This is a genomic window from Caballeronia sp. LZ035, from assembly GCF_031451175.1.
In the GTDB taxonomy this organism is placed as follows: domain Bacteria; phylum Pseudomonadota; class Gammaproteobacteria; order Burkholderiales; family Burkholderiaceae; genus Caballeronia.
This window is the reverse complement of sequence record NZ_JARUXS010000001.1, coordinates 1,153,966-1,171,627: the sequence shown is the minus strand read 5'-3', so window position 1 is coordinate 1,171,627 and position 17,662 is coordinate 1,153,966. Positions and strand designations below refer to the sequence as shown.

Genomic DNA, 17,662 nt, shown 5'->3' with positions numbered 1-17,662 from the left:
TTTGATTCCGTTTTTTGATTCGAAAGGAACGCTCCAGATGTTCACAGGAATTGTTGCGGCGATGGGCCGCATCGAAAAAGTCACGCCGCTCGGCGCACAGGACGCGGGCGTTCGCCTGACGATCGCGGCCGGCGGGCTCGACCTGAGCGACGTCGAACTCGGCGACAGCATTGCCATTCAGGGCGCCTGCATGACGGTGATCCAGAAGACGCCCGAGTCCTTCGATGTCGATGTGTCGCGCGAAAGCCTGAACAAGACGGTGGGTCTGGGCGAGGCCGGCGCCGGCGTGAACCTGGAAAAGGCCCTGCGCGCGCACGACCGCCTGGGCGGCCATCTCGTTTCAGGACACGTGGACGGCCTGGGCGTCGTTTCCAAGTTCGAGCCGGTGGGCGAGTCGCACGAGCTGCGCATCGTCGCGCCGAAGGATATCGGCAAGTATCTCGCCTACAAGGGTTCGGTCACGGTGAACGGCGTGAGCCTTACCGTCAACACCGTCACCGACCGCCCCGATGGCAGCGAGTTCTCGATCAACCTGATTCCGCATACCGTCGAAGTGACGACGCTGAGCGCGCTCAAGGCGGGCACCCGGGTGAATCTGGAGATCGATCTGATTGCGCGCTATGTGGAACGGATGATGAGCGCGTCGTGACGCCGCCGGCGCCGGTCTCCCGGATCGACACCAGGTACAGCGTGTCCTGCGCAAGCAGATAGAGCAGTGCGTATTCTCCGGACGGCGCGTCGCCGAACTCGTGCACGTACAGCTCGCCGCCTGCCGCCCTCGCCCGCTCCAGCAGCTCGACGAGATAACCCACGCAGAGCGCCGCTTCGAACTGTTCCGGAATCTGTCCGGAAACATCGCGCCCCATGCGCGGCGCACTCCTGAGTTGGGGCAGTACTTCCTTATCCAGGCGTTCGATCAGAAGGTCGAACGCCTCCGCATTGCCCCCCTCGATCCACTGCCGCTCGATTTCAAGCAGCCGCGCCTCGAAATAGTCCGTGATGCGCACCGCCGCGCGATCCGGGGAAAGTGCCGGATCCGCGGCGGTCAGCGCCTGTGATCCGTTCCTGTGCTTCATGCTGATCATGGTTGTCACGCCGTGAGAGTTGAGGTCCAGCCAGTCTCTCAGGCTCGGCGCGTGCGCACCATTCGTCCGAATGGCCTAGGCAATTTCCCGTCCGCCGTCCCGTGGATTTCACCGCCCGCGTGGCGGCCGTGGCGTAAAATACGCCCTTTCCCCGAACCGGACCCTTACGGGACGTCATCATGTCGCTCGCCTCCACTCCTGAGATCATCGCTGAACTGAAAGCCGGCCGGATGGTGATTCTCGTCGACGAAGAAGATCGCGAGAATGAAGGCGATCTGATCCTCGCCGCCGAATTCGTCACCCCCGAAGCCATCAACTTCATGGCGAAATTCGGCCGCGGCCTGATCTGCCTGACGCTCACGCAGGAGCGCTGCCAGCAGCTCAACCTGCCCTTGATGACGCAGCGCAACGGCACGCAGTACGGCACCGCGTTCACGGTCAGCATCGAAGCCGCCGAGGGCGTCACCACCGGCATCTCCGCCTCGGACCGCGCCCGTACCATCCAGGCGGCAGTCGCGCCGGACGCGCGCGCCGACCACATCGTCCAGCCCGGTCACGTGTTTCCGATCATGGCGCAGCCCGGCGGCGTGCTGGTGCGCGCCGGCCACACGGAAGCCGGCTGCGACCTCACCGCGCTCGCCGGCCTCACGCCCGCCGCCGTGATCTGCGAAGTCATCAAGGACGACGGCGAAATGGCCCGCCTGCCGGATCTCATCGAGTTCGGCGAGCAGCACGGCATCAAGATCGGCTCGATTGCCGACCTGATCCACTATCGCAGCCGCACCGAATCGATCATCGAGAAAGTCTCCGAGCGCACCATGCAGACGGCGCACGGCTCGTTCCGCGCGATCCTGTATCGCGACGAGCCCACGCATTCGCCGCACATCGCGCTGGTGCGCGGCACGCCGCGTCCCGAGCAGGAAACGCCGGTGCGCGTGCACGAACCGCTGTCGGTGCTCGACCTGCTCGAAATCGATGCCTCCATGCACTCGTGGACCCTCGACGCCGCGATGAAGGAAATCGCCGCGCGCGACCTCGGCGCCATCGTCATGCTCAATTGCGGCGACACGAAGGAACATCTCGTGGCCGTGTTCGAGGCGTTCGACCAGCAGCACAAGGCCAAGGAGTTGCAGCGTCGGCCGATCGACTTCAAGACCTATGGCATCGGCGCGCAGATCCTGCGCGACATCGGCGTCGGCAAGATGCAGGTGCTCTCGAATCCGCGCAAGCTCGGCAGCATGTCGGGCTACGGACTCGAGGTCACGGGCTTCATCCCGATGCCCGGCTGCCCCGCGACCGCCGCGCCCGTCGAGCCGTCCGTCGCGCAGCTGCGCTCGGCCTGACGACCTCTCAGACGCCGCCTCTCTCCAACAGAACCAACGGATTCAATTCATGGAAATCGGACAATATCAGCCGAACCTCGACGGCGACGGCCTGCGTATCGGCATCGTGCAGTCGCGTTTCAACGAACCGGTGTGCAACGGCCTCGCCGATGCATGCATCGAGGAACTGGAACGTCTCGGCGTGATCGGTGAAGACGTGCTGCTCGTCACCGTCCCCGGCGCGCTGGAAATTCCGCTCGCGCTGCAAAAGCTGGCCGAGTCCGGCCAGTTCGACGCGCTGATCGCGGTCGGCTGCGTCGTGCGCGGCGAGACTTATCACTTCGAACTGGTGTCGAACGAGAACGGCGCGGGCATTTCGCGCATCGCGCTCGACTTCGGCATTCCGGTGGCGAACGCGGTGCTCACGACCGAGAACGACGAGCAAGCCGTCGCGCGCATGACCGAAAAGGGCCGCGACGCCGCGCGCGTCGCCGTTGAAATGGCGAATCTGTCCGTCGCGCTCGAGCAGCTCGGCGGCGATGAAGAAGACGAAGACGAAGAAGACGAGGACCGCGCATGAAGAGCGCACGACGCCGTTCGCGCGAGCTCGCGACGCAAGGGCTTTATCAATGGCTGCTGTCCGGTGCGCCCGCCGGTGAAATCGACGCGCAGCTGCGTTCAACGCAGGGTTTCGACAAGGCCGACCAGGAACACCTGGACGCCATCCTGCACGGCGTGATCAAGGAAGCGGACGCGCTGTCCGAGCAGTTGCAGCCGTGCCTGGACCGGCCGATCGACCAGTTGTCGCCGGTCGAACGCGCGGTGCTGCTGGTCGCGGCCTTCGAGTTCAAGCATCACATCGACGTGCCGTATCGCGTCGTCATCAATGAAGCGGTCGAACTGACGAAGACCTTCGGCGGCTCGGACGGCTACAAGTACGTGAATGGCGTGCTCGACAAGCTCGCCGTCGCCATGCGGCCCACCGAGGCGCAGGCGCGCGGGCGCGGAGCCCAGTAGATGAACCACGCAGCGGAGCCGCTGGTGAGGCTGGCGTCGCGGGTCGGCGCCATCGAGCCGTTCTACGTGATGGAGCTGATGAAGCAGGCCCAGGTGCTCGAACGCGCCGGCCGCGACATCATCCACATGAGCATCGGCGAGCCGGATTTCACCGCGCCCGAGCCCGTCACCCGCGCCGCCGCCGACGCCCTCACACGCGGCGTCACGCAGTACACCAACGCGCTCGGCATCCACGCGCTGCGCGAGGCCATTGCGCAGCATTACCGCGATGCCTTCGGCCTCGATATCGACCCGGCGCGCATCGTCGTGACGGCGGGCGCGTCGGCGGCGCTGCTGCTTGCGTGCATGGCGCTGGTCGATCACGGCGACGAAGTCCTGATGCCCGACCCCTGCTATCCGTGCAACCGGCACTTCGTGTCGGCCGCGGACGGCAAGCCGGTGCTGATTCCGAGCGGTCCGGCGGAACGCTTCCAGCTGACGGCCGGACATGTCGAGGAATACTGGAACGACAAGACGCGCGGCGTGCTGCTGGCGTCGCCGTCGAACCCGACGGGCACGTCGATCGAGCCGGACGAACTGCGGCGGATCATTGGCGCGGTGCGTGCGCGCGGCGGCTTCACCATCGTCGACGAGATCTACCAGGGGCTGAGCTACGACGCGAAACCCGTGTCCGCGCTCTCCTTCGGCGACGACGTCGTCACGGTCAACAGCTTCTCGAAGTACTTCAACATGACCGGCTGGCGGCTCGGCTGGCTCGTCGTGCCGCACGCGATGGTCGGCGCGCTCGAAAAACTGTCGCAGAACCTGTTCATCTGCGCGTCGGCGCTCGCGCAACATGCGGCGCTCGCCTGCTTCGAGCCCGAGACGCTCGCGATCTACGAGGCTCGCCGCGGCGAATTCAAGCGGCGGCGCGACTACATCGTGCCGGCGCTGCGCTCGCTCGGTTTCGGCGTGCCGGTGGTGCCGGACGGCGCGTTCTACGTATACGCCGACACCACCACGGTGCGCCATCCCGCCGCCGGCAACAGCGACGCGCTCACGCACGCGATGCTGCATGACGCGGGCGTGGTGCTCGTGCCGGGCACCGACTTCGGGTTTCATGCGCCGCAGCGCTATTTGCGTCTTTCGTATGCGACGGCTTACGCGAAGCTCGAAGAGGCGGTGGCACGGCTGGGGTCCTTGTTCAGCCGCTGATCTGACTGCGCCCGTCCCGACCATGAAAAATGGGCACCCTCGGGTGCCCATTTTTCATTGGTCAGACGCGTCAGGCAGCCATCAGGCGCCGAATTCCGCCGACGCGACATGCTTCGTTTCCGCGTCGCCATCGTCCTGCGCGCCCTGCTTCTTCGACGTATCGATCGTCACGTGAACGCGCTTTTCGGGCGAGGCGGACGCCAGCACCTGCTGCTTGGGCGCAGCCTGGACCGGCGCCTGCGGAGCGTTGATCGGCACGTTGCGGCCGCGCGCAACGTCGCGCAGACGCGAACGTTCGGCCAGCACCTTGGCGCCGTAGCCGCCGTCGTCCTGCGTCGTCGAGCCGACGTAGAAGCGCAGACCGCCCGCCACCGAGCCGCCGCGCGCGATGCAGTCCTTCAGCACGAGCGCGCCGACCTTGATGTTCGCGAGCGGATCGAGCGCCGCGTGCGAGCCGCCGAAGTACTGGAACTTGTCCGAGTGAACCTTCGACATCACCTGCATCAGCCCCTGCGCGCCCACGCCGCTTTCGGCATACGGATTGAAGCCCGATTCGATCGCCATCACGGAAAGCAGCAGCAGCGGGTCGAGCCCGACTTCGCGGCCCGTGTCGAAGGCCGCGCGCACGAGGTCGCTGACCGGCTCTTCCGCCACGCGATAGCGCCGCGCGATGAAGTTCGCGACGAGCTTCTGCTCGCGCGTGGAGACGAGTACGCGGTCGTCGCGCGCATCGGCAACGACACGTTGTGCCGGGATCAGGCTCGCCAGCATGCCCACGGACGGCATGGTGCGCGGGTCGAGACCGTTCGGCGAAACGGCGAGACTGATGCCGCCGGTCAGCTGGCGGGTGCTGTCGTCGTCGCTGGCGGCAGCGCCGAGCGACGGCGTGACCGCGCCGGGCGCCTTGCTGTCCGCGGCGGGCGCGTTGGCGGCGCTGGCGTTGTTCACAGCCAGGTTCACCGGCAGCATGGCGTCGTTCGTCGGCCGATGCACGGCCGAGAACGGCGGCAGCGGCTGCCCCGCGAGCAGGCGGGCCGGACCGGCCTGCACGGCAGCGGACACGAACGGCATGACCTTTGCGGCGAGTGTGGTGCGCCACGAAGGCAGCAGCCACAGCGACAGCGCCGTGATGACGGCGAAGCCGCCAACCAGGCTGAAGAGATGGTGACTCAAACGGCGTCCACGACGTAGCGCAATGCGCACGAGTTGCGCGGCGCGAGTGTCGGAACCCCACGATAACCAAGCGTTCATCGATGCTCCCAATGTTGCATGATTAGCGCAGATGAATATGAATAAAGCCCATATCAAAAGCACAAATCAGACACCGCTCGCTCTTGGCAAGCGTAAGCGGCATCGGGGATACGGCATGCGCCGTCTGGAAGGTCGATCCGGCATGAGCACCGGGTTGCGCGGCACGTACTGCATGCCCTGAATGCGCAGGTGACCTTCGACGCGAAAAACCGGCGTGAGAAACGCCGGCAAGGACAACCAACAGCCATGAGTCGCCGGGCAGGTTCGGCGCAGGCGACGCATGTGCGTCTGTAAAGACCTGAGGCAGCGGTAAAAAGTTTCAAAACCTGCTTTGGATGCCAAGCGATTCTAGCAGGGTTTAATGATCCGTCAATGCTATAGACTTCCGTTTCAATTACTTACAGTTATATTGAACAGTGTTCAGTGCCCGAAAAGCACGTTTTCTCTGCGCTCGACACGGTTTTTCGCTGAATGTCCCCCAACGCACGGACGCGAGCACAGGTAAAATCGACAATCGTCTGGCGCGCAGCCGTCCCGCCCTGTGCAGACCTGCCCCGCGGGCGTCCCGAGTCCACCTGCGAGCATCGATGAAATACAAAGACCTGCGCGACTTCACCGCCCGCCTCGAAGCGCTCGGTGAACTGCGCCGCATCCGGCAGTCTGTCTCCCCTGTTCTCGAAATCACCGAAATCTCGGACCGCGTGCTGCGCGCAGGCGGCCCGGCGCTGCTGTTCGAAGCGCCCACCGGCCACACCATGCCCGTGCTGGCCAACCTGTTCGGCACCACGCGGCGCGTCGCGCTGGGCATGGGCATCGAAACGGACGCGCCCGGCAGTGCGGACACGAGCCTCGGCGGCGACGTCGCCGCGCTGGGTTCGCTGCGCGACGTCGGCCGGCTGTTGTCGGCGCTGAAGGAACCCGAGCCGCCGAAAGGCTTGAAGGACGCCGGCAAATTGCTGTCGCTCGCCAAGGCGGTATGGGACATGGCGCCGAAATCGGTCAGCGCGCCGCCTTGCCAGGAAGTCGTATGGGAAGGCCAGGACGTGGACCTCTATCGCCTGCCGATCCAGACCTGCTGGCCCGGCGACGCAGGACCGCTGCTCACCTGGGGCCTCACGGTCACGCGCGGACCGAACAAGCCGCGCCAGAATCTCGGCATCTACCGCCAGCAACTGCTCGGACGCAACAAGCTCATCATGCGCTGGCTCGCGCATCGCGGCGGCGCGCTCGATTTCCGCGAGTTCGCGCTGGCGAATCCGGGCAAGCCGTATCCGGTCGCCGTCGTGCTCGGCGCGGACCCGGCGACCATTCTCGGCGCGGTCACGCCGGTGCCGGATTCGTTGTCCGAATATCAGTTCGCGGGGCTGTTGCGCGGCTCGCGTACCGAACTGGCGAAGTGCCTGACGCCGGGCGTCGACACCTTGCAGGTGCCGGCGCGCGCGGAGATCGTGCTCGAAGGCTTTATCTATCCGCACGACGGCAATCCCGCAGCCGCGCCCGCAGGCGCACCGCCGCGTCCCTCGACGGGTGCCGCCGCGCGCTACGAGCACGCGCTTGAGGGCCCGTATGGCGATCACACCGGCTACTACAACGAACAGGAGTGGTTCCCGGTCTTCACCGTCGAGAAGATCACCATGCGGCGCGACGCCCTCTTCCATTCCACCTACACCGGCAAGCCGCCCGACGAACCGGCCGTGCTCGGCGTCGCGCTGAACGAAGTCTTCGTGCCGCTGTTGCAGAAGCAGTTCACCGAGATCACCGACTTCTATCTGCCGCCCGAGGGCTGCAGCTATCGCATGGCGATCGTGCAGATGAAGAAGAGCTATCCGGGACACGCCAAGCGCGTGATGTTCGGCGTGTGGAGCTTCCTGCGCCAGTTCATGTATACGAAGTTCATCGTCGTGGTGGACGAGGACGTCAACGTACGCGACTGGAAGGAAGTGATCTGGGCGATCACGACGCGCGTCGATCCCACGCGCGACACCGTCATGGTCGACAGCACGCCGATCGACTACCTCGATTTCGCGTCGCCGGTGGCGGGACTCGGCTCGAAGATGGGCCTCGACGCCACCAACAAGTGGGCCGGCGAGACGAACCGCGAATGGGGCCGTCCCATCGTGATGGACGAGGCGGTGAAACGCCGCGTCGACGGATTGTGGGCCGAACTCGGGCTCGACGCATGAGCGCGCTCGCAGCGACGCTCTATCGGGGCGACATCGTCGAGAACACGCATGCGGCGCACGTCGCCGTGGTCGATGCGCAGGGCCGGCTCGTGCATTCGTTCGGCGACCCGCAGCGCGTCACGTTGCCGCGCTCGGCGGCGAAGCCCGCACAGGCGCTGGCGGTCATCGAGACCGGCGCGCTCGAACGCTTCGGCTTCACGGAAGAAGATCTCGCGCTGATGTGCGCCTCGCACAGCAGCGAGCCGCGCCATGTCGAACGCGTGCGCGCGATGCTCGCGAAGACGCAGGCGAGCGAGAGCGACTTGCGCTGTGGCGGCCATCCGCCGATCTCGGACGCGGTGCAGCGCGACTGGATCAAACGCGGCTTCACGCCGACCGCCGTGTGCAGCAACTGCTCCGGCAAGCACGCCGGCATGCTCGCGGGCGCTCGCGCGATGGGTCTTGCGCTCGCCGACTATCACTTGCCCGGCCATCCGCTACAGGCGCACGTGAGACGCACAATGGCGCGCGCCGCAGACTTGGCCGACGACGAAGTGCAATGGGCCATCGACGGCTGCAACCTGCCGACGCCCGCCTTCCCGCTCGCGCATCTCGCGCAGCTCTTCATGAAGATCGCCGACGCTCCGGAAGACGCGCCGCTCGCCCGCATCTACCGGGCGATGACGGCACATCCCGAACTCGTCGCGGGCGAAGGGCGTTTCTGCACGCTGCTGATGCAGGCCTTCGACGGCACGCTGGTCGGCAAGACCGGCGCAGATGCGTGCTATGCGATCGGCGTGCGGCGCGAGCACGGCACGCTCGGCATCGCGATCAAGATCGAGGACGGCAATACCGCGGTGCTGAACGCGGTCGTCGTTCACGTGCTTGATCAGCTCGGCATCGGCACGCCGCAGCAGCGCGACGCGCTCGCCGCCTTCCGTCAACCCGTCGTGCGCAACACCATGGGCGTGCCGACCGGCCAGCTCGACGTGCGCTTCACGCTGCATTCCCATCAGGCTTGAACATGCATGCGTGGTCGTTGCTGTCGGACGGATTTTTTCTGTCGCTGTCGCTGTGCCTCGATATCGGCATCGCCAACGTCGCGATCATCTCGCTGGCCTTGTCACACGGTTTCAAGCCGGGGCTCGTGCTGGGCCTCGGCACCTGTTTCGGCGATCTGTTCTATGCGGCGCTCGCGCTGCTCGGGATGACGGCGCTGCTGCAGTTCCCCGCCGTGCGCTGGGTGGTGTGGATCGGCGGCGCCATCGTGCTGCTGTTCCTCACCTGGAAGATGGCGCGCGAGGCGCTCGATCCGGCGTCGGCGCCGCCCGTCGAAGGCGAGGCGGATCTCGCCGTGCCGCGTCCCCGGCACTGGAAGAGCTTCGTGCGCGGCTGCCTGCTGGCGGTGTCGTCGCCCAGTGCGATCCTGTGGTTCGCGGCCGTCGGCGGCGCGCTCATTGCCAAGGCGGGCGCGACGAGCACCGTCAGCGCGTCGTTGTTCCTGACCGGCTTCTTTTGCGGCGGCCTCGCCTGGACGCTCTTCATCTGCACGCTGGCCAGCCACGGCCGCAAACGCGCCGGCACACGGCTGCTGCGCGCCTGTCATGTGATGTCGGCAGTGCTCTTCGCGTACTTCGCCTATAGCGTGATCGTCAATGGATATCGCGATCTGATCGTGCACGCGGCAAGCTGATCCCGGCGTACACGGCGCCTTCAGGCAAGGTACTGCGAGAGCTTCGCGAGATCGACATTGCCGCCGGACACGATCACGCCCACGCGCTTGCCCTCGACCGGCACGATCTTCTGCAGGACCGCTGCCGCCGCGAGGCATCCCGTCGGCTCGACGACCATCTTCATGCGCTGGGCGAAGAAGCGCAGCGTGTCGATCAGTTGCGCATCGCTCACCGTGACGATGCGCTCCACGTGTTCGCGGATGATCGGAAAGTTATAAGCGCCGACATGCGTGGCCGCGGCGCCATCGGCGATGGTGCGCGGCACGTCGATATGCACGATCTCGCCGCGCGCCAGCGACTGTTGCGCATCGTTGCCCGCTTCCGGCTCCACGCCGATCACCTTGCAGTCCGGCGCAAGGGCGGCCGCCGCGAGCGCGCATCCGCCGATCAGCCCGCCACCGCCCAGACAGACGAAGAGATAATCGAGCGGCCCGGTTTCCTCGATCAGCTCCTTCGCCGCCGTGCCTTGACCGGCGATCACGTGCGGATGGTCATAGGGCGGAATGAGCGTCATGCCGCGCTCGTCGGCGAGTTGCCGGCCGATCTCCTCGCGGTTCTGCGTATAGCGGTCGTAGGTGATGACTTCGCCGCCATAGCCGCGCGTGGCTTCCATTTTCGCGGCCGGCGCGTCCTCGGGCATCACGATGGTCGCGCGTATGCCCGCCAGTTTCGCCGACAGCGCAATGGCCTGCGCATGATTGCCCGATGAGTAAGTGATGACGCCGGCCGCACGCTGGCGGGCATCGAAGTGTGACAGCGCGTTCCACGCGCCGCGGAACTTGAACGCGCCCATGCGCTGGAAGTTCTCGCACTTGAAGAAGAGCGAGGCGCCGGCAAGGTCGTCAGCGGTACGCGACGTCAGGACCGGCGTGCGATGGGCGAAGCCTTCGAGGCGTCGGGCGGCATCGGCGACGTCATCGTAGGTGGGTGCGGGAAGGGAGGTCATCGGCGGCAACCTGTGCTGGGAGGAAAGGGCATTGTCCCAGTTTATGCCGCGCTGCCCGGGTGCCGGAAACAACAAGGGCGACGCGCTTTATAGCGAATCGCCCTTACTTCAGACTGGTGTTCGGGTTGACTCAATGACGCCAGTAACCCGGGCCGTGCCGGTAATAACCGTGGTGACGGTAGTACGGCCGACCGTAATAACCATAACCGCCATAGCCACCATAAACCACCGCGGGCGGCGGCGCATAAACGACCGGCGGCTGCGCGACATACACCGGCGGCGGCGGAGCCATATACACCGGCGGAGGCGGCGCGGCATAAACCGGATAAGCAGGCACCCCGATGCCGACGCCAATCGACACATGCGCCTGTGCCGCACTCATGAAGCCGACGCCCAGCGCGCCAGCCACCAACACACTACCGAGCTTTTTCACTTTCGTTCTCCTCGTCGCTTCGCATCGTTTCCGGCTTGCGCGGAACATGAGCGACGGTATGAGCCGAATTTAACGAAAAAGCACATTTATCGCTGGGACCATTTGTTGCAAATTGCAAGTTCCTTAACGCGGCTTCAAAGGTGAAAGCGGCGTGCAATTGGGAAGTCACGTGAAAACGCCCACCGACGCGGCTCTCGACGCCCAAGCAAGGACGTGCGATCTCGGCGCACGAATAATGGGTAACGTCTGATTACAAATAAGCGAAAAAGCCCCGTCGAGCATTCTTCGACGGGGCTTCGATGCGCGCTCGGAAAGCGCTCATGCGTCGCGCGTTCAGCCAACCTTCACATAGGCGAACTCGCGCGTGACATTGGGCGGAACATAGGCGCCGCTGATGACGACACGCGGCGTCAAGCGCTTCTTCTGATCCCACCAGCAGCGGCGCTGGGTCTGACTCAAGAATCGCAGATGCTTCCGATACGAGAAAATGCTCATGGCAACCTCCGAACGTAGCGAATGAAACCTGAAGAAGAGGTGGAAGGCCGGTTGCGCCCGCCTCTTCAGTCGAATGCTTCTTCTCTTTAGTATTTCGCGCTGTCCTCGCTCACTTCGTACGCCAGGGAACTCAACACTGGCTTCGATGTGGGCTTGACCACATTCAGCAGAATCCATGCCGTTCTGGCCCGCAAAAATGCGCATTGCGTTCAAGGGCCGTCGAGGATTCGAACCCACCGTTGTGCGTCCGTTTCACTTTATGCAGTCTATCCTGCCAGCATTGCGTGACGCGCGTCGTCGACCCGCGTGTCGAAATCGCAACACGGGCCGGAATATCGGCGATCAATCTGAAAATTACGGTTCACTTTCATTCGACTGCCATGCAAATGACAACGTCGCCGCCCGCGCATGCGCTCGGCCGCCCCCAACGGGCGCTGTAGCCGTGTTAAGGTGACGACCGGCGCCCCACCGAGCAGGCCCGGTGGGCGGGGAAGTCAAGTCGCCATGAACAGGATGTCGCGACGTTTCAGGGTCGGCCCGGCGGCGGCCGGCGAGTTATCAGACTCGCCGCACGCCGCGTCGGCCGATGACGGCTCGCGATGACCTGGTAACACACTCCCGTCCCGAGAACGAACAATGATCAAGGTCAAGCACCCCGAGTTGCGCCGCGCGAGCGTGCGCCCCGCTGTCGCAGCCGGCGCTGTCGCGCGCCGCGCACGGAGAGTCGGGCTCCTCCGCTAGTCCCTGGCATCGTTCGTTTCAAGCTTCTTCCAGTCGACCCGACGCAGCCGCCACGCTGCACACGCAAACAAGAGGACCCGAGATGTTCGGCGATATCGCCCGTTTTCTGCTCAGCACCGTTTTCACCCTGTTCGGCGCGGCGCTGCTGCTGCGCGCCTGGATGCAGGTCGTGCGCATGCCGCCCTACAACCCGGTTTCCAATGCCGTGATGCAGGCCACCAACTGGATCGTCCTGCCGCTGCGCAAGATCCTGCCAGGCGGCAAGATCGACTGGGCGAGCATTCTCGCGGCGCTGATCGCCGCCGCTGTCTATGTCACGCTGATGGTCGTGCTCGCCGGCGTCGACCCGACGCTCATGCTGCCGATGCTCGCGCTCGTTGCCCTGCTGACGGTCATCAAGTGGGCGCTGAACCTCATCATCTGGATGACGATCCTGATGGCGCTGCTGTCGTGGCTCAATCCGCAGTCACCGGCCATGCCGCTGCTGTTTCAGATCACCGCGCCGTTTCTCGACCCGCTGCGGCGCATTCTGCCGCGGCTCGGCGGCATCGATCTTTCGCCGATCCTGCTGTTCGTCATCGTGCAGGTGCTGCTGATGGTGGTGACGCGCGTGGCGGTATCGATGACGCTGTTCGGGATCTGAGCGGCGCGCGCAATTGCGCCTGCGAAGGCGTTGCGCTTACAATTGCGGACTCAAGCGGCTGGCTCGAGCGGGTAGCTCAAGCATCGGCTCAAAGCGGGCGTCGTATAATGGCCATTACCGTAGCTTCCCAAGCTACAGACGTGGGTTCGATTCCCATCGCCCGCTCCAGGTTTCTCAGCGCAAGCCGCATCAAAACACCCGAACAAGCCGCCTCCAGTCACACTCGGGCGGCTTTTTGATTTTCAGCATTGCCTCGCCATGAATCACGATCCCCAGAACGAAGCCGCCGACAGCGCCCCCGACCATCCCGCCTCCACCGACGAAGCCTCGACGCTGCGGCACCGGCGCATCCGCAGTTTCGTCACACGGGCGGGCCGCGTATCGATAGGACAGCAGCGCGCCCTCGATGAACTCAGTCCGCGCTACGTCGTGCCCTACGCGCCTCAACCCGCTGACTGGAGCGCCCTCTTCGGCCGCGAAGCGCCGCGCGTGCTGGAGATCGGCTTCGGCATGGGCGCGACGACGGCAGAAATCGCAACCACGCGTCCCGGCGATGATTTCATCGGCGTGGAAGTGCACGAGCCGGGTGTCGGCGCGCTGCTCAAGCTGATCGGCGAGCAGGGACTCGGCAACATCCGCATCCTGCAGCACGACGCGGTGGAAGTGCTCGAACACATGATCGCGCCGGACAGTCTCGACGGCGTGCACATCTATTTCCCCGATCCGTGGCACAAGGCACGTCATCACAAACGCCGCCTGATCCAGCCGAAGTTCGTCGCCCTGCTCGTCTCGCGCATGAAACCGGGCGGCTATCTGCATCTCGCGACCGACTGGCAGAACTACGCGGAGCAGATGCTCGACGTGCTCTCGGCGGAGTCCGCGCTCGAGAACACCGCCGACGGCTACGCGCCGCGTCCGGACTTCCGTCCGGTCACGAAGTTCGAGCGCCGCGGACTGCGCCTCGGGCATGGCGTGTGGGACCTGATGTTCCGGCGTCGCTGAACATCGGCATGAGGGGTGGCCATGAGACCGTATCACCCGGCACGCGGGTCCGCGCCGGGCGGTTCGGGAAGATGAGCTTATGACGGGACCTGCACCCGCAGGAGTGCGCCGATGCTGGGCGCACACGCAAAAAAGCCACGGCGAAACCGTGGCTTTTTTTCTATCGCACAGTGGACGTCAGTCGGCCCAGCTCAGCCCGCCGCTGTAGCCCACGATCAGAATCAGCAATCCGAAGCCGATGCGATACCACGCGAACGCCGTGAAGTCGTGCGACGCGACATAGCGCAGCAGCCAGCGCACACACACGAACGCGCTGATGAACGCCGCCACCAGCCCGATGGCGAACAAGCCGATATCGCCGACCGTCAGCGTGCGCCAGTACTTGGCCATTTCATAAAGCGTCGCGCCGAAGATGATCGGGATGGCGAGGAAGAACGAAAACTCCGTGGCGACGCGCCGCTCGAGCCCGAACAACATCCCGCCGATAATCGTCGCCCCTGAACGCGACGTACCCGGAATCAGCGCGAAGCACTGGGCGAGACCGACCTTGAAGGCATCGGCATAGGCGAGTTCGTCGACGGAGGTCACGCGCGCCGCGACGCCGCGTTCCCGCTGGCGCGACTCGGCCCAGAGAATCACGATGCCGCCGACGATCAGCGCCACCGACACCGGCACCGGCGAGAACAGCACCGCCTTGATGTGCTTCTCCAGCAGCAAGCCCAGCACGATGGCCGGAATGGTCGCGATGATGACGTTGAGCGTGAAGCGCCGCGCATCGGGGCGACTCGGCAGCCCGGTGACGATCGAGCCGATCTTCGCGCGATATTCCCAGCAGATGGCGAGAATCGCGCCGAACTGGATGACGACGTCAAACGTCTTCGATTGCGCGTCGGTGAAATTCAGCAGACTGCCAGCAACAATCAGATGCCCCGTGCTTGAAACCGGCAGGAATTCGGTCAAGCCTTCCACGACGCCCAGAACGAGCGCCTTCACCATCAGTATCCAGTCCATCCGCAGCCCTTGTTCGCCGATACAGCTGTTGTTTGTCAAGCACCGTACAGGCGGATGTCGACTTACTTCTCGACGATCTGCACACGTATGCCGTTTGTAAGGACTGTGATTGTACCGGGTTCGTAAGACACCCCGGCGAACTGGAGTTCTTCTGGCTTGAAGGTGTGGATCGGATAGCGGTCGAGCAGCTGGGCCGCGAGCTGCGCGCCAACCGACGCGATCTGCTGGTTGTACTGACCAGCGTCACCGCTGAACTGCGCATCGTCAACAGATGGCGCGACGAGAATCACCGAACGGCTGGGCGCATCGTAGGCCAGTTGCGTGGACAGCGTGAAGGTGCCGACCACGGGATTGGGCATGAAGGGCGTCGCGAGACGCGCATCGACGCGCACCGTCGCGCGGTTGCGGTCCGGCGCCATGCCGACGACCGGATTGCTCAGCACGACATCGAAAATCTGCGAGGCCGTGCGTTGCAGCGGGAACTTGCGGGCGACGGCTTCCTGGACCTGTTGCGTCGAGAATGTGTAGTGATCCGGAATGAATGGGAAGATCGAGTTCGACGCCGCGCGGGCGGTCGAGGTGAGAGCGAGCGTGGGCAGCGACAGCGCTGCCAGCACGAACCGGCGCCGCAGCGGCGCGACGGTGTGCGTCATGCGTATTCCTCCAGTGCTGGGTTCTTCGAATCCTGGCGCCGGCTGGCGCGGTTCGGCTTTTGGACCATCGATCAGCGGGACAGTTGCGTCGCGCGGGGCTGTGTATCCCGTTCGAGCGTCTCGATCCAGCGGAGCGCGAATTCGCGCGACTCGCCGCACATCTCCTCCGAAGGCTGCAAGCCGCTGCAGCACGCCGGCCTGCGCGGATCGCCGAAGAGGGCGCAGCGCAGGTCATCGCCGAGTTGCACGCAGCGCTCGCCCGCACGCTTGCCTTGCGGCATGCCTGGAATCGGGCTGGAGATGGAAGGCGCGATGCAGCACGCACCGCAGCCCTCGCGGCAGGCGTGAGGCGAAGAGTCGATCGGCATATCGATAAGGAGACGCGGGAACACGAACATGCGAAAGCCGCATTGTCCCACGCATTGTCTTGCGCTTCGTCAAACCGGGCGTGTCGTTCTGCGACCTTGGCGCGCACGTCCGGTGCCCGACTGCGCCCTACACTCGAACGGATTCCAGAGGCTCGCCATGACAACCGCCGTTCCGTTCTTCCGCCCCGACCTGCTCGCCCGCTACGACGCGCGCGGCCCGCGCTACACGTCGTATCCGACCGCCGTCCAGTTCACCGACATCTTCGACCCCGCGCACTACCGCACGGCCGCCCGCCGCGGCCAGGCGCACGATGCGCTGTCGCTGTACGTGCACATTCCGTTCTGCGACACCGTCTGCTTCTACTGCGGCTGCAACAAGGTCGCGACGAAGAACCGCGCGCATGCCCGGCCCTATCTCGAACGCCTGAAGCGCGAACTGGCGCTGCAAGCGACCTTGTTCGATCCCGCGCGCCCCGTCACGCAGCTTCACTGGGGCGGCGGCACCCCGACTTTCCTGGCGCACGACGAGATGGCCGAACTAATGGCGGCCACGCGCGCGCACTTCAATCTCGTACCCGACGAGCGCGCGGAATTTTCGATCGAAATCGATCCGCGCGAGGCCTCGGCGGACACGGTCGCGCTGCTGCGCGAACTCGGCTTCAACCGCCTGAGCCTCGGCGTGCAGGACTTCGACGAACGCGTCCAGCGCGCCGTCAACCGCATCCAGCCGCGCGCGCTGACCGAGCGCGTGCTCGATGCCGCGCGCCGGCACGGCTTCCGCTCGGTCAGCGCCGACCTGATCTACGGCTTGCCGCATCAGAGCGTCGAGAGCTTTTCGCGCACGCTCGACGCGCTTATCGCGATGCGGCCGGATCGCGTCAGCGTGTTTGGCTACGCGCACCTGCCGGCGCTCTTCAAGATGCAGCGGCGCATCGACGACGCCGCGCTCCCCTCGCCGGCCGTGCGCCTCGCGATCCTCGAACGCGTGATCGCGCGCATGAGCGAGGCGGGCTATGTGTACATCGGCATGGATCACTTCGCGCTGCCCGACGACGAACTCGCCCGCGCGCACGCGGCCGGCACGCTCCAGCGCAACTTCCAGGGCTACAGCACGCAGGCGGATTGCGATCTGATCGGCATCGGCGCGTCGTCGATCGGCAAGGTCGGCGACGTCTACGCGCAGAACGCGCGCACGCTCGCCGACTACGCGGCGGCGATCGACGCCGGCACGCTCGCGATTGCGCGCGGCGTGCGCCTCTCGCCCGACGACGCGCTGCGGCGCGACCTCATCATGCGCGTCATGTGCGGCGGCGAGCTGCGTTTCCACGACGTCGCGCAGGCGCACGGCATCGCGTTTCCCGCGGTCTTCGCGGACGAGCTCGAACGTCTCGCGCCGATGGCCGACGACGGCCTCATCGAGCTCTCGCGCGACGGGCTTCGCGTCCTGCCCGCGGGACGCATGCTGGTGCGCAATGTCGCGTCGGTGTTCGACCGTTATCTGGGACAGACCGGCGCGCAGCGCTTCTCCCGGACGCTCTGAGGCAAAGACGGGCGGCGACGACGCGTCAGGACGCGTATTTCTTACCTCGCTGGCTTAGAATGACAG

The 17,662-nt window shown here is 65.3% G+C and carries 19 protein-coding genes and 1 tRNA gene; 12 read left to right on the top strand and 8 right to left on the bottom strand.

What is annotated here, in order from left to right:
* Nucleotides 1-37: 37 nt before the first annotated feature.
* Entirely contained in the window at nt 38-649 is a 612-nt protein-coding gene (locus QCE88_RS05510; protein WP_309899885.1) for a riboflavin synthase, read from the top strand.
* Here QCE88_RS05510 and QCE88_RS05505 read toward each other — a convergent pair.
* On the bottom strand, nt 573-1,085 hold the full coding sequence (locus QCE88_RS05505) for a hypothetical protein (RefSeq protein ID WP_309899883.1): 513 nt from the start codon (nt 1,083-1,085) through the stop codon (nt 573-575). The genes QCE88_RS05510 and QCE88_RS05505 overlap by 77 nt on opposite strands.
* Before the next feature lie 179 nt (nt 1,086-1,264).
* On the opposite strand from QCE88_RS05505, the gene ribBA reads away from it, so the two are divergent.
* From ribBA to QCE88_RS05485, 4 genes are read left to right on the top strand one after another with little or no spacing between them, the layout of a single operon-like run.
* Nucleotides 1,265-2,428 (top strand): bifunctional 3,4-dihydroxy-2-butanone-4-phosphate synthase/GTP cyclohydrolase II, encoded by a 1,164-nt coding sequence (gene ribBA, locus QCE88_RS05500; protein ID WP_309899881.1) that lies wholly within the window; start codon nt 1,265-1,267, stop codon nt 2,426-2,428.
* A gap of 49 nt (nt 2,429-2,477) precedes the next feature.
* On the top strand, nt 2,478-2,987 hold the full coding sequence (gene ribH, locus QCE88_RS05495) for a 6,7-dimethyl-8-ribityllumazine synthase (RefSeq protein ID WP_309807635.1): 510 nt from the start codon (nt 2,478-2,480) through the stop codon (nt 2,985-2,987).
* Nucleotides 2,984-3,424, top strand: a complete 441-nt coding sequence (nusB, locus tag QCE88_RS05490) for a transcription antitermination factor NusB (RefSeq protein ID WP_309899879.1) — start codon at nt 2,984-2,986, stop codon at nt 3,422-3,424. The genes ribH and nusB overlap by 4 nt, the downstream gene beginning before the upstream one ends.
* Entirely contained in the window at nt 3,425-4,618 is a 1,194-nt protein-coding gene (locus QCE88_RS05485) for a pyridoxal phosphate-dependent aminotransferase (RefSeq protein WP_309899877.1), read from the top strand.
* A gap of 81 nt (nt 4,619-4,699) precedes the next feature.
* Here the strand turns inward: QCE88_RS05485 and QCE88_RS05480 are convergent, their stop codons facing one another.
* Complete coding sequence (locus tag QCE88_RS05480) at nt 4,700-5,869, bottom strand: transglycosylase SLT domain-containing protein (RefSeq protein WP_309899875.1); 1,170 nt, start codon at nt 5,867-5,869, stop codon at nt 4,700-4,702.
* Between the two features lie 587 nt (nt 5,870-6,456).
* Between QCE88_RS05480 and QCE88_RS05475 the strand changes: the two genes are divergently transcribed.
* From QCE88_RS05475 to QCE88_RS05465, 3 genes are read left to right on the top strand one after another with little or no spacing between them, the layout of a single operon-like run.
* Entirely contained in the window at nt 6,457-8,052 is a 1,596-nt protein-coding gene (locus tag QCE88_RS05475) for a UbiD family decarboxylase (RefSeq protein ID WP_309899873.1), read from the top strand.
* On the top strand, nt 8,049-9,053 hold the full coding sequence (locus tag QCE88_RS05470) for an asparaginase (RefSeq protein ID WP_309899870.1): 1,005 nt from the start codon (nt 8,049-8,051) through the stop codon (nt 9,051-9,053). The genes QCE88_RS05475 and QCE88_RS05470 overlap by 4 nt, the downstream gene beginning before the upstream one ends.
* 2 nt (nt 9,054-9,055) lie before the next feature.
* A complete protein-coding gene (locus QCE88_RS05465; RefSeq protein ID WP_309899869.1) occupies nt 9,056-9,724 on the top strand; it encodes a LysE family transporter in 669 nt (222 codons plus the stop codon).
* A 20-nt stretch (nt 9,725-9,744) separates the two neighbouring features.
* Here the strand turns inward: QCE88_RS05465 and QCE88_RS05460 are convergent, their stop codons facing one another.
* The 3 genes from QCE88_RS05460 to QCE88_RS05450 form a co-directional block, all read right to left on the bottom strand.
* On the bottom strand, nt 9,745-10,710 hold the full coding sequence (locus QCE88_RS05460; RefSeq protein WP_309899867.1) for a threo-3-hydroxy-L-aspartate ammonia-lyase: 966 nt from the start codon (nt 10,708-10,710) through the stop codon (nt 9,745-9,747).
* Between the two features lie 130 nt (nt 10,711-10,840).
* Nucleotides 10,841-11,143 (bottom strand): hypothetical protein, encoded by a 303-nt coding sequence (locus tag QCE88_RS05455; protein ID WP_309899866.1) that lies wholly within the window; start codon nt 11,141-11,143, stop codon nt 10,841-10,843.
* A gap of 333 nt (nt 11,144-11,476) precedes the next feature.
* On the bottom strand, nt 11,477-11,638 hold the full coding sequence (locus tag QCE88_RS05450) for a hypothetical protein (protein ID WP_309807623.1): 162 nt from the start codon (nt 11,636-11,638) through the stop codon (nt 11,477-11,479).
* An 823-nt stretch (nt 11,639-12,461) separates the two neighbouring features.
* Here QCE88_RS05450 and QCE88_RS05445 point away from each other — a divergent pair.
* The 3 genes from QCE88_RS05445 (at nt 12,462) to trmB (ending at nt 14,024) form a co-directional block, all read left to right on the top strand.
* Nucleotides 12,462-13,022, top strand: coding sequence for a YggT family protein (locus QCE88_RS05445; protein ID WP_309899864.1), 561 nt, complete (start codon nt 12,462-12,464; stop codon nt 13,020-13,022).
* Nucleotides 13,023-13,115: 93 nt separating this feature from the next.
* A tRNA-Gly gene (locus QCE88_RS05440) sits at nt 13,116-13,190 on the top strand.
* Between the two features lie 90 nt (nt 13,191-13,280).
* On the top strand, nt 13,281-14,024 hold the full coding sequence (trmB, locus tag QCE88_RS05435; RefSeq protein WP_309899862.1) for a tRNA (guanosine(46)-N7)-methyltransferase TrmB: 744 nt from the start codon (nt 13,281-13,283) through the stop codon (nt 14,022-14,024).
* A gap of 177 nt (nt 14,025-14,201) precedes the next feature.
* On the opposite strand, the gene QCE88_RS05430 is transcribed toward trmB, so the two are convergent.
* The 3 genes from QCE88_RS05430 to QCE88_RS05420 all read right to left on the bottom strand — a co-directional run bounded on the left by QCE88_RS05430 (nt 14,202) and on the right by QCE88_RS05420 (nt 16,056).
* Nucleotides 14,202-15,035: an undecaprenyl-diphosphate phosphatase gene (locus QCE88_RS05430; protein ID WP_309899860.1), complete on the bottom strand. Its 834-nt coding sequence runs from the start codon at nt 15,033-15,035 to the stop codon at nt 14,202-14,204.
* A 62-nt stretch (nt 15,036-15,097) separates the two neighbouring features.
* Nucleotides 15,098-15,688 (bottom strand): DUF1439 domain-containing protein, encoded by a 591-nt coding sequence (locus tag QCE88_RS05425; RefSeq protein ID WP_309899858.1) that lies wholly within the window; start codon nt 15,686-15,688, stop codon nt 15,098-15,100.
* 71 nt (nt 15,689-15,759) lie between these two features.
* Nucleotides 15,760-16,056: a YkgJ family cysteine cluster protein gene (locus tag QCE88_RS05420; RefSeq protein ID WP_309903418.1), complete on the bottom strand. Its 297-nt coding sequence runs from the start codon at nt 16,054-16,056 to the stop codon at nt 15,760-15,762.
* Nucleotides 16,057-16,213: 157 nt separating this feature from the next.
* Between QCE88_RS05420 and hemN the strand changes: the two genes are divergently transcribed.
* Nucleotides 16,214-17,596, top strand: a complete 1,383-nt coding sequence (gene hemN, locus QCE88_RS05415) for an oxygen-independent coproporphyrinogen III oxidase (RefSeq protein WP_309899856.1) — start codon at nt 16,214-16,216, stop codon at nt 17,594-17,596.
* Nucleotides 17,597-17,662: the final 66 nt, after the last annotated feature.

Excerpts from the sequence above, each read along its gene's own strand:
- QCE88_RS05510 (WP_309899885.1), top strand. The coding sequence starts at position 38 with ATGTTCACAGGAATTGTTGCGGCGATGGGCCGCATCGAAAAAGTCACG.
- QCE88_RS05505 (WP_309899883.1), bottom strand. The coding sequence starts at position 1,085 with ATGATCAGCATGAAGCACAGGAACGGATCACAGGCGCTGACCGCCGCG.
- ribBA (WP_309899881.1), top strand. The coding sequence starts at position 1,265 with ATGTCGCTCGCCTCCACTCCTGAGATCATCGCTGAACTGAAAGCCGGC.
- ribH (WP_309807635.1), top strand. The coding sequence starts at position 2,478 with ATGGAAATCGGACAATATCAGCCGAACCTCGACGGCGACGGCCTGCGT.
- nusB (WP_309899879.1), top strand. The coding sequence starts at position 2,984 with ATGAAGAGCGCACGACGCCGTTCGCGCGAGCTCGCGACGCAAGGGCTT.
- QCE88_RS05485 (WP_309899877.1), top strand. The coding sequence starts at position 3,425 with ATGAACCACGCAGCGGAGCCGCTGGTGAGGCTGGCGTCGCGGGTCGGC.
- QCE88_RS05480 (WP_309899875.1), bottom strand. The coding sequence starts at position 5,869 with ATGAACGCTTGGTTATCGTGGGGTTCCGACACTCGCGCCGCGCAACTC.
- QCE88_RS05475 (WP_309899873.1), top strand. The coding sequence starts at position 6,457 with ATGAAATACAAAGACCTGCGCGACTTCACCGCCCGCCTCGAAGCGCTC.
- QCE88_RS05470 (WP_309899870.1), top strand. The coding sequence starts at position 8,049 with ATGAGCGCGCTCGCAGCGACGCTCTATCGGGGCGACATCGTCGAGAAC.
- QCE88_RS05465 (WP_309899869.1), top strand. The coding sequence starts at position 9,056 with ATGCATGCGTGGTCGTTGCTGTCGGACGGATTTTTTCTGTCGCTGTCG.
- QCE88_RS05460 (WP_309899867.1), bottom strand. The coding sequence starts at position 10,710 with ATGACCTCCCTTCCCGCACCCACCTACGATGACGTCGCCGATGCCGCC.
- QCE88_RS05450 (WP_309807623.1), bottom strand. The coding sequence starts at position 11,638 with ATGAGCATTTTCTCGTATCGGAAGCATCTGCGATTCTTGAGTCAGACC.
- QCE88_RS05445 (WP_309899864.1), top strand. The coding sequence starts at position 12,462 with ATGTTCGGCGATATCGCCCGTTTTCTGCTCAGCACCGTTTTCACCCTG.
- trmB (WP_309899862.1), top strand. The coding sequence starts at position 13,281 with ATGAATCACGATCCCCAGAACGAAGCCGCCGACAGCGCCCCCGACCAT.
- QCE88_RS05430 (WP_309899860.1), bottom strand. The coding sequence starts at position 15,035 with ATGGACTGGATACTGATGGTGAAGGCGCTCGTTCTGGGCGTCGTGGAA.
- QCE88_RS05425 (WP_309899858.1), bottom strand. The coding sequence starts at position 15,688 with ATGACGCACACCGTCGCGCCGCTGCGGCGCCGGTTCGTGCTGGCAGCG.
- QCE88_RS05420 (WP_309903418.1), bottom strand. The coding sequence starts at position 16,056 with ATGCCGATCGACTCTTCGCCTCACGCCTGCCGCGAGGGCTGCGGTGCG.
- hemN (WP_309899856.1), top strand. The coding sequence starts at position 16,214 with ATGACAACCGCCGTTCCGTTCTTCCGCCCCGACCTGCTCGCCCGCTAC.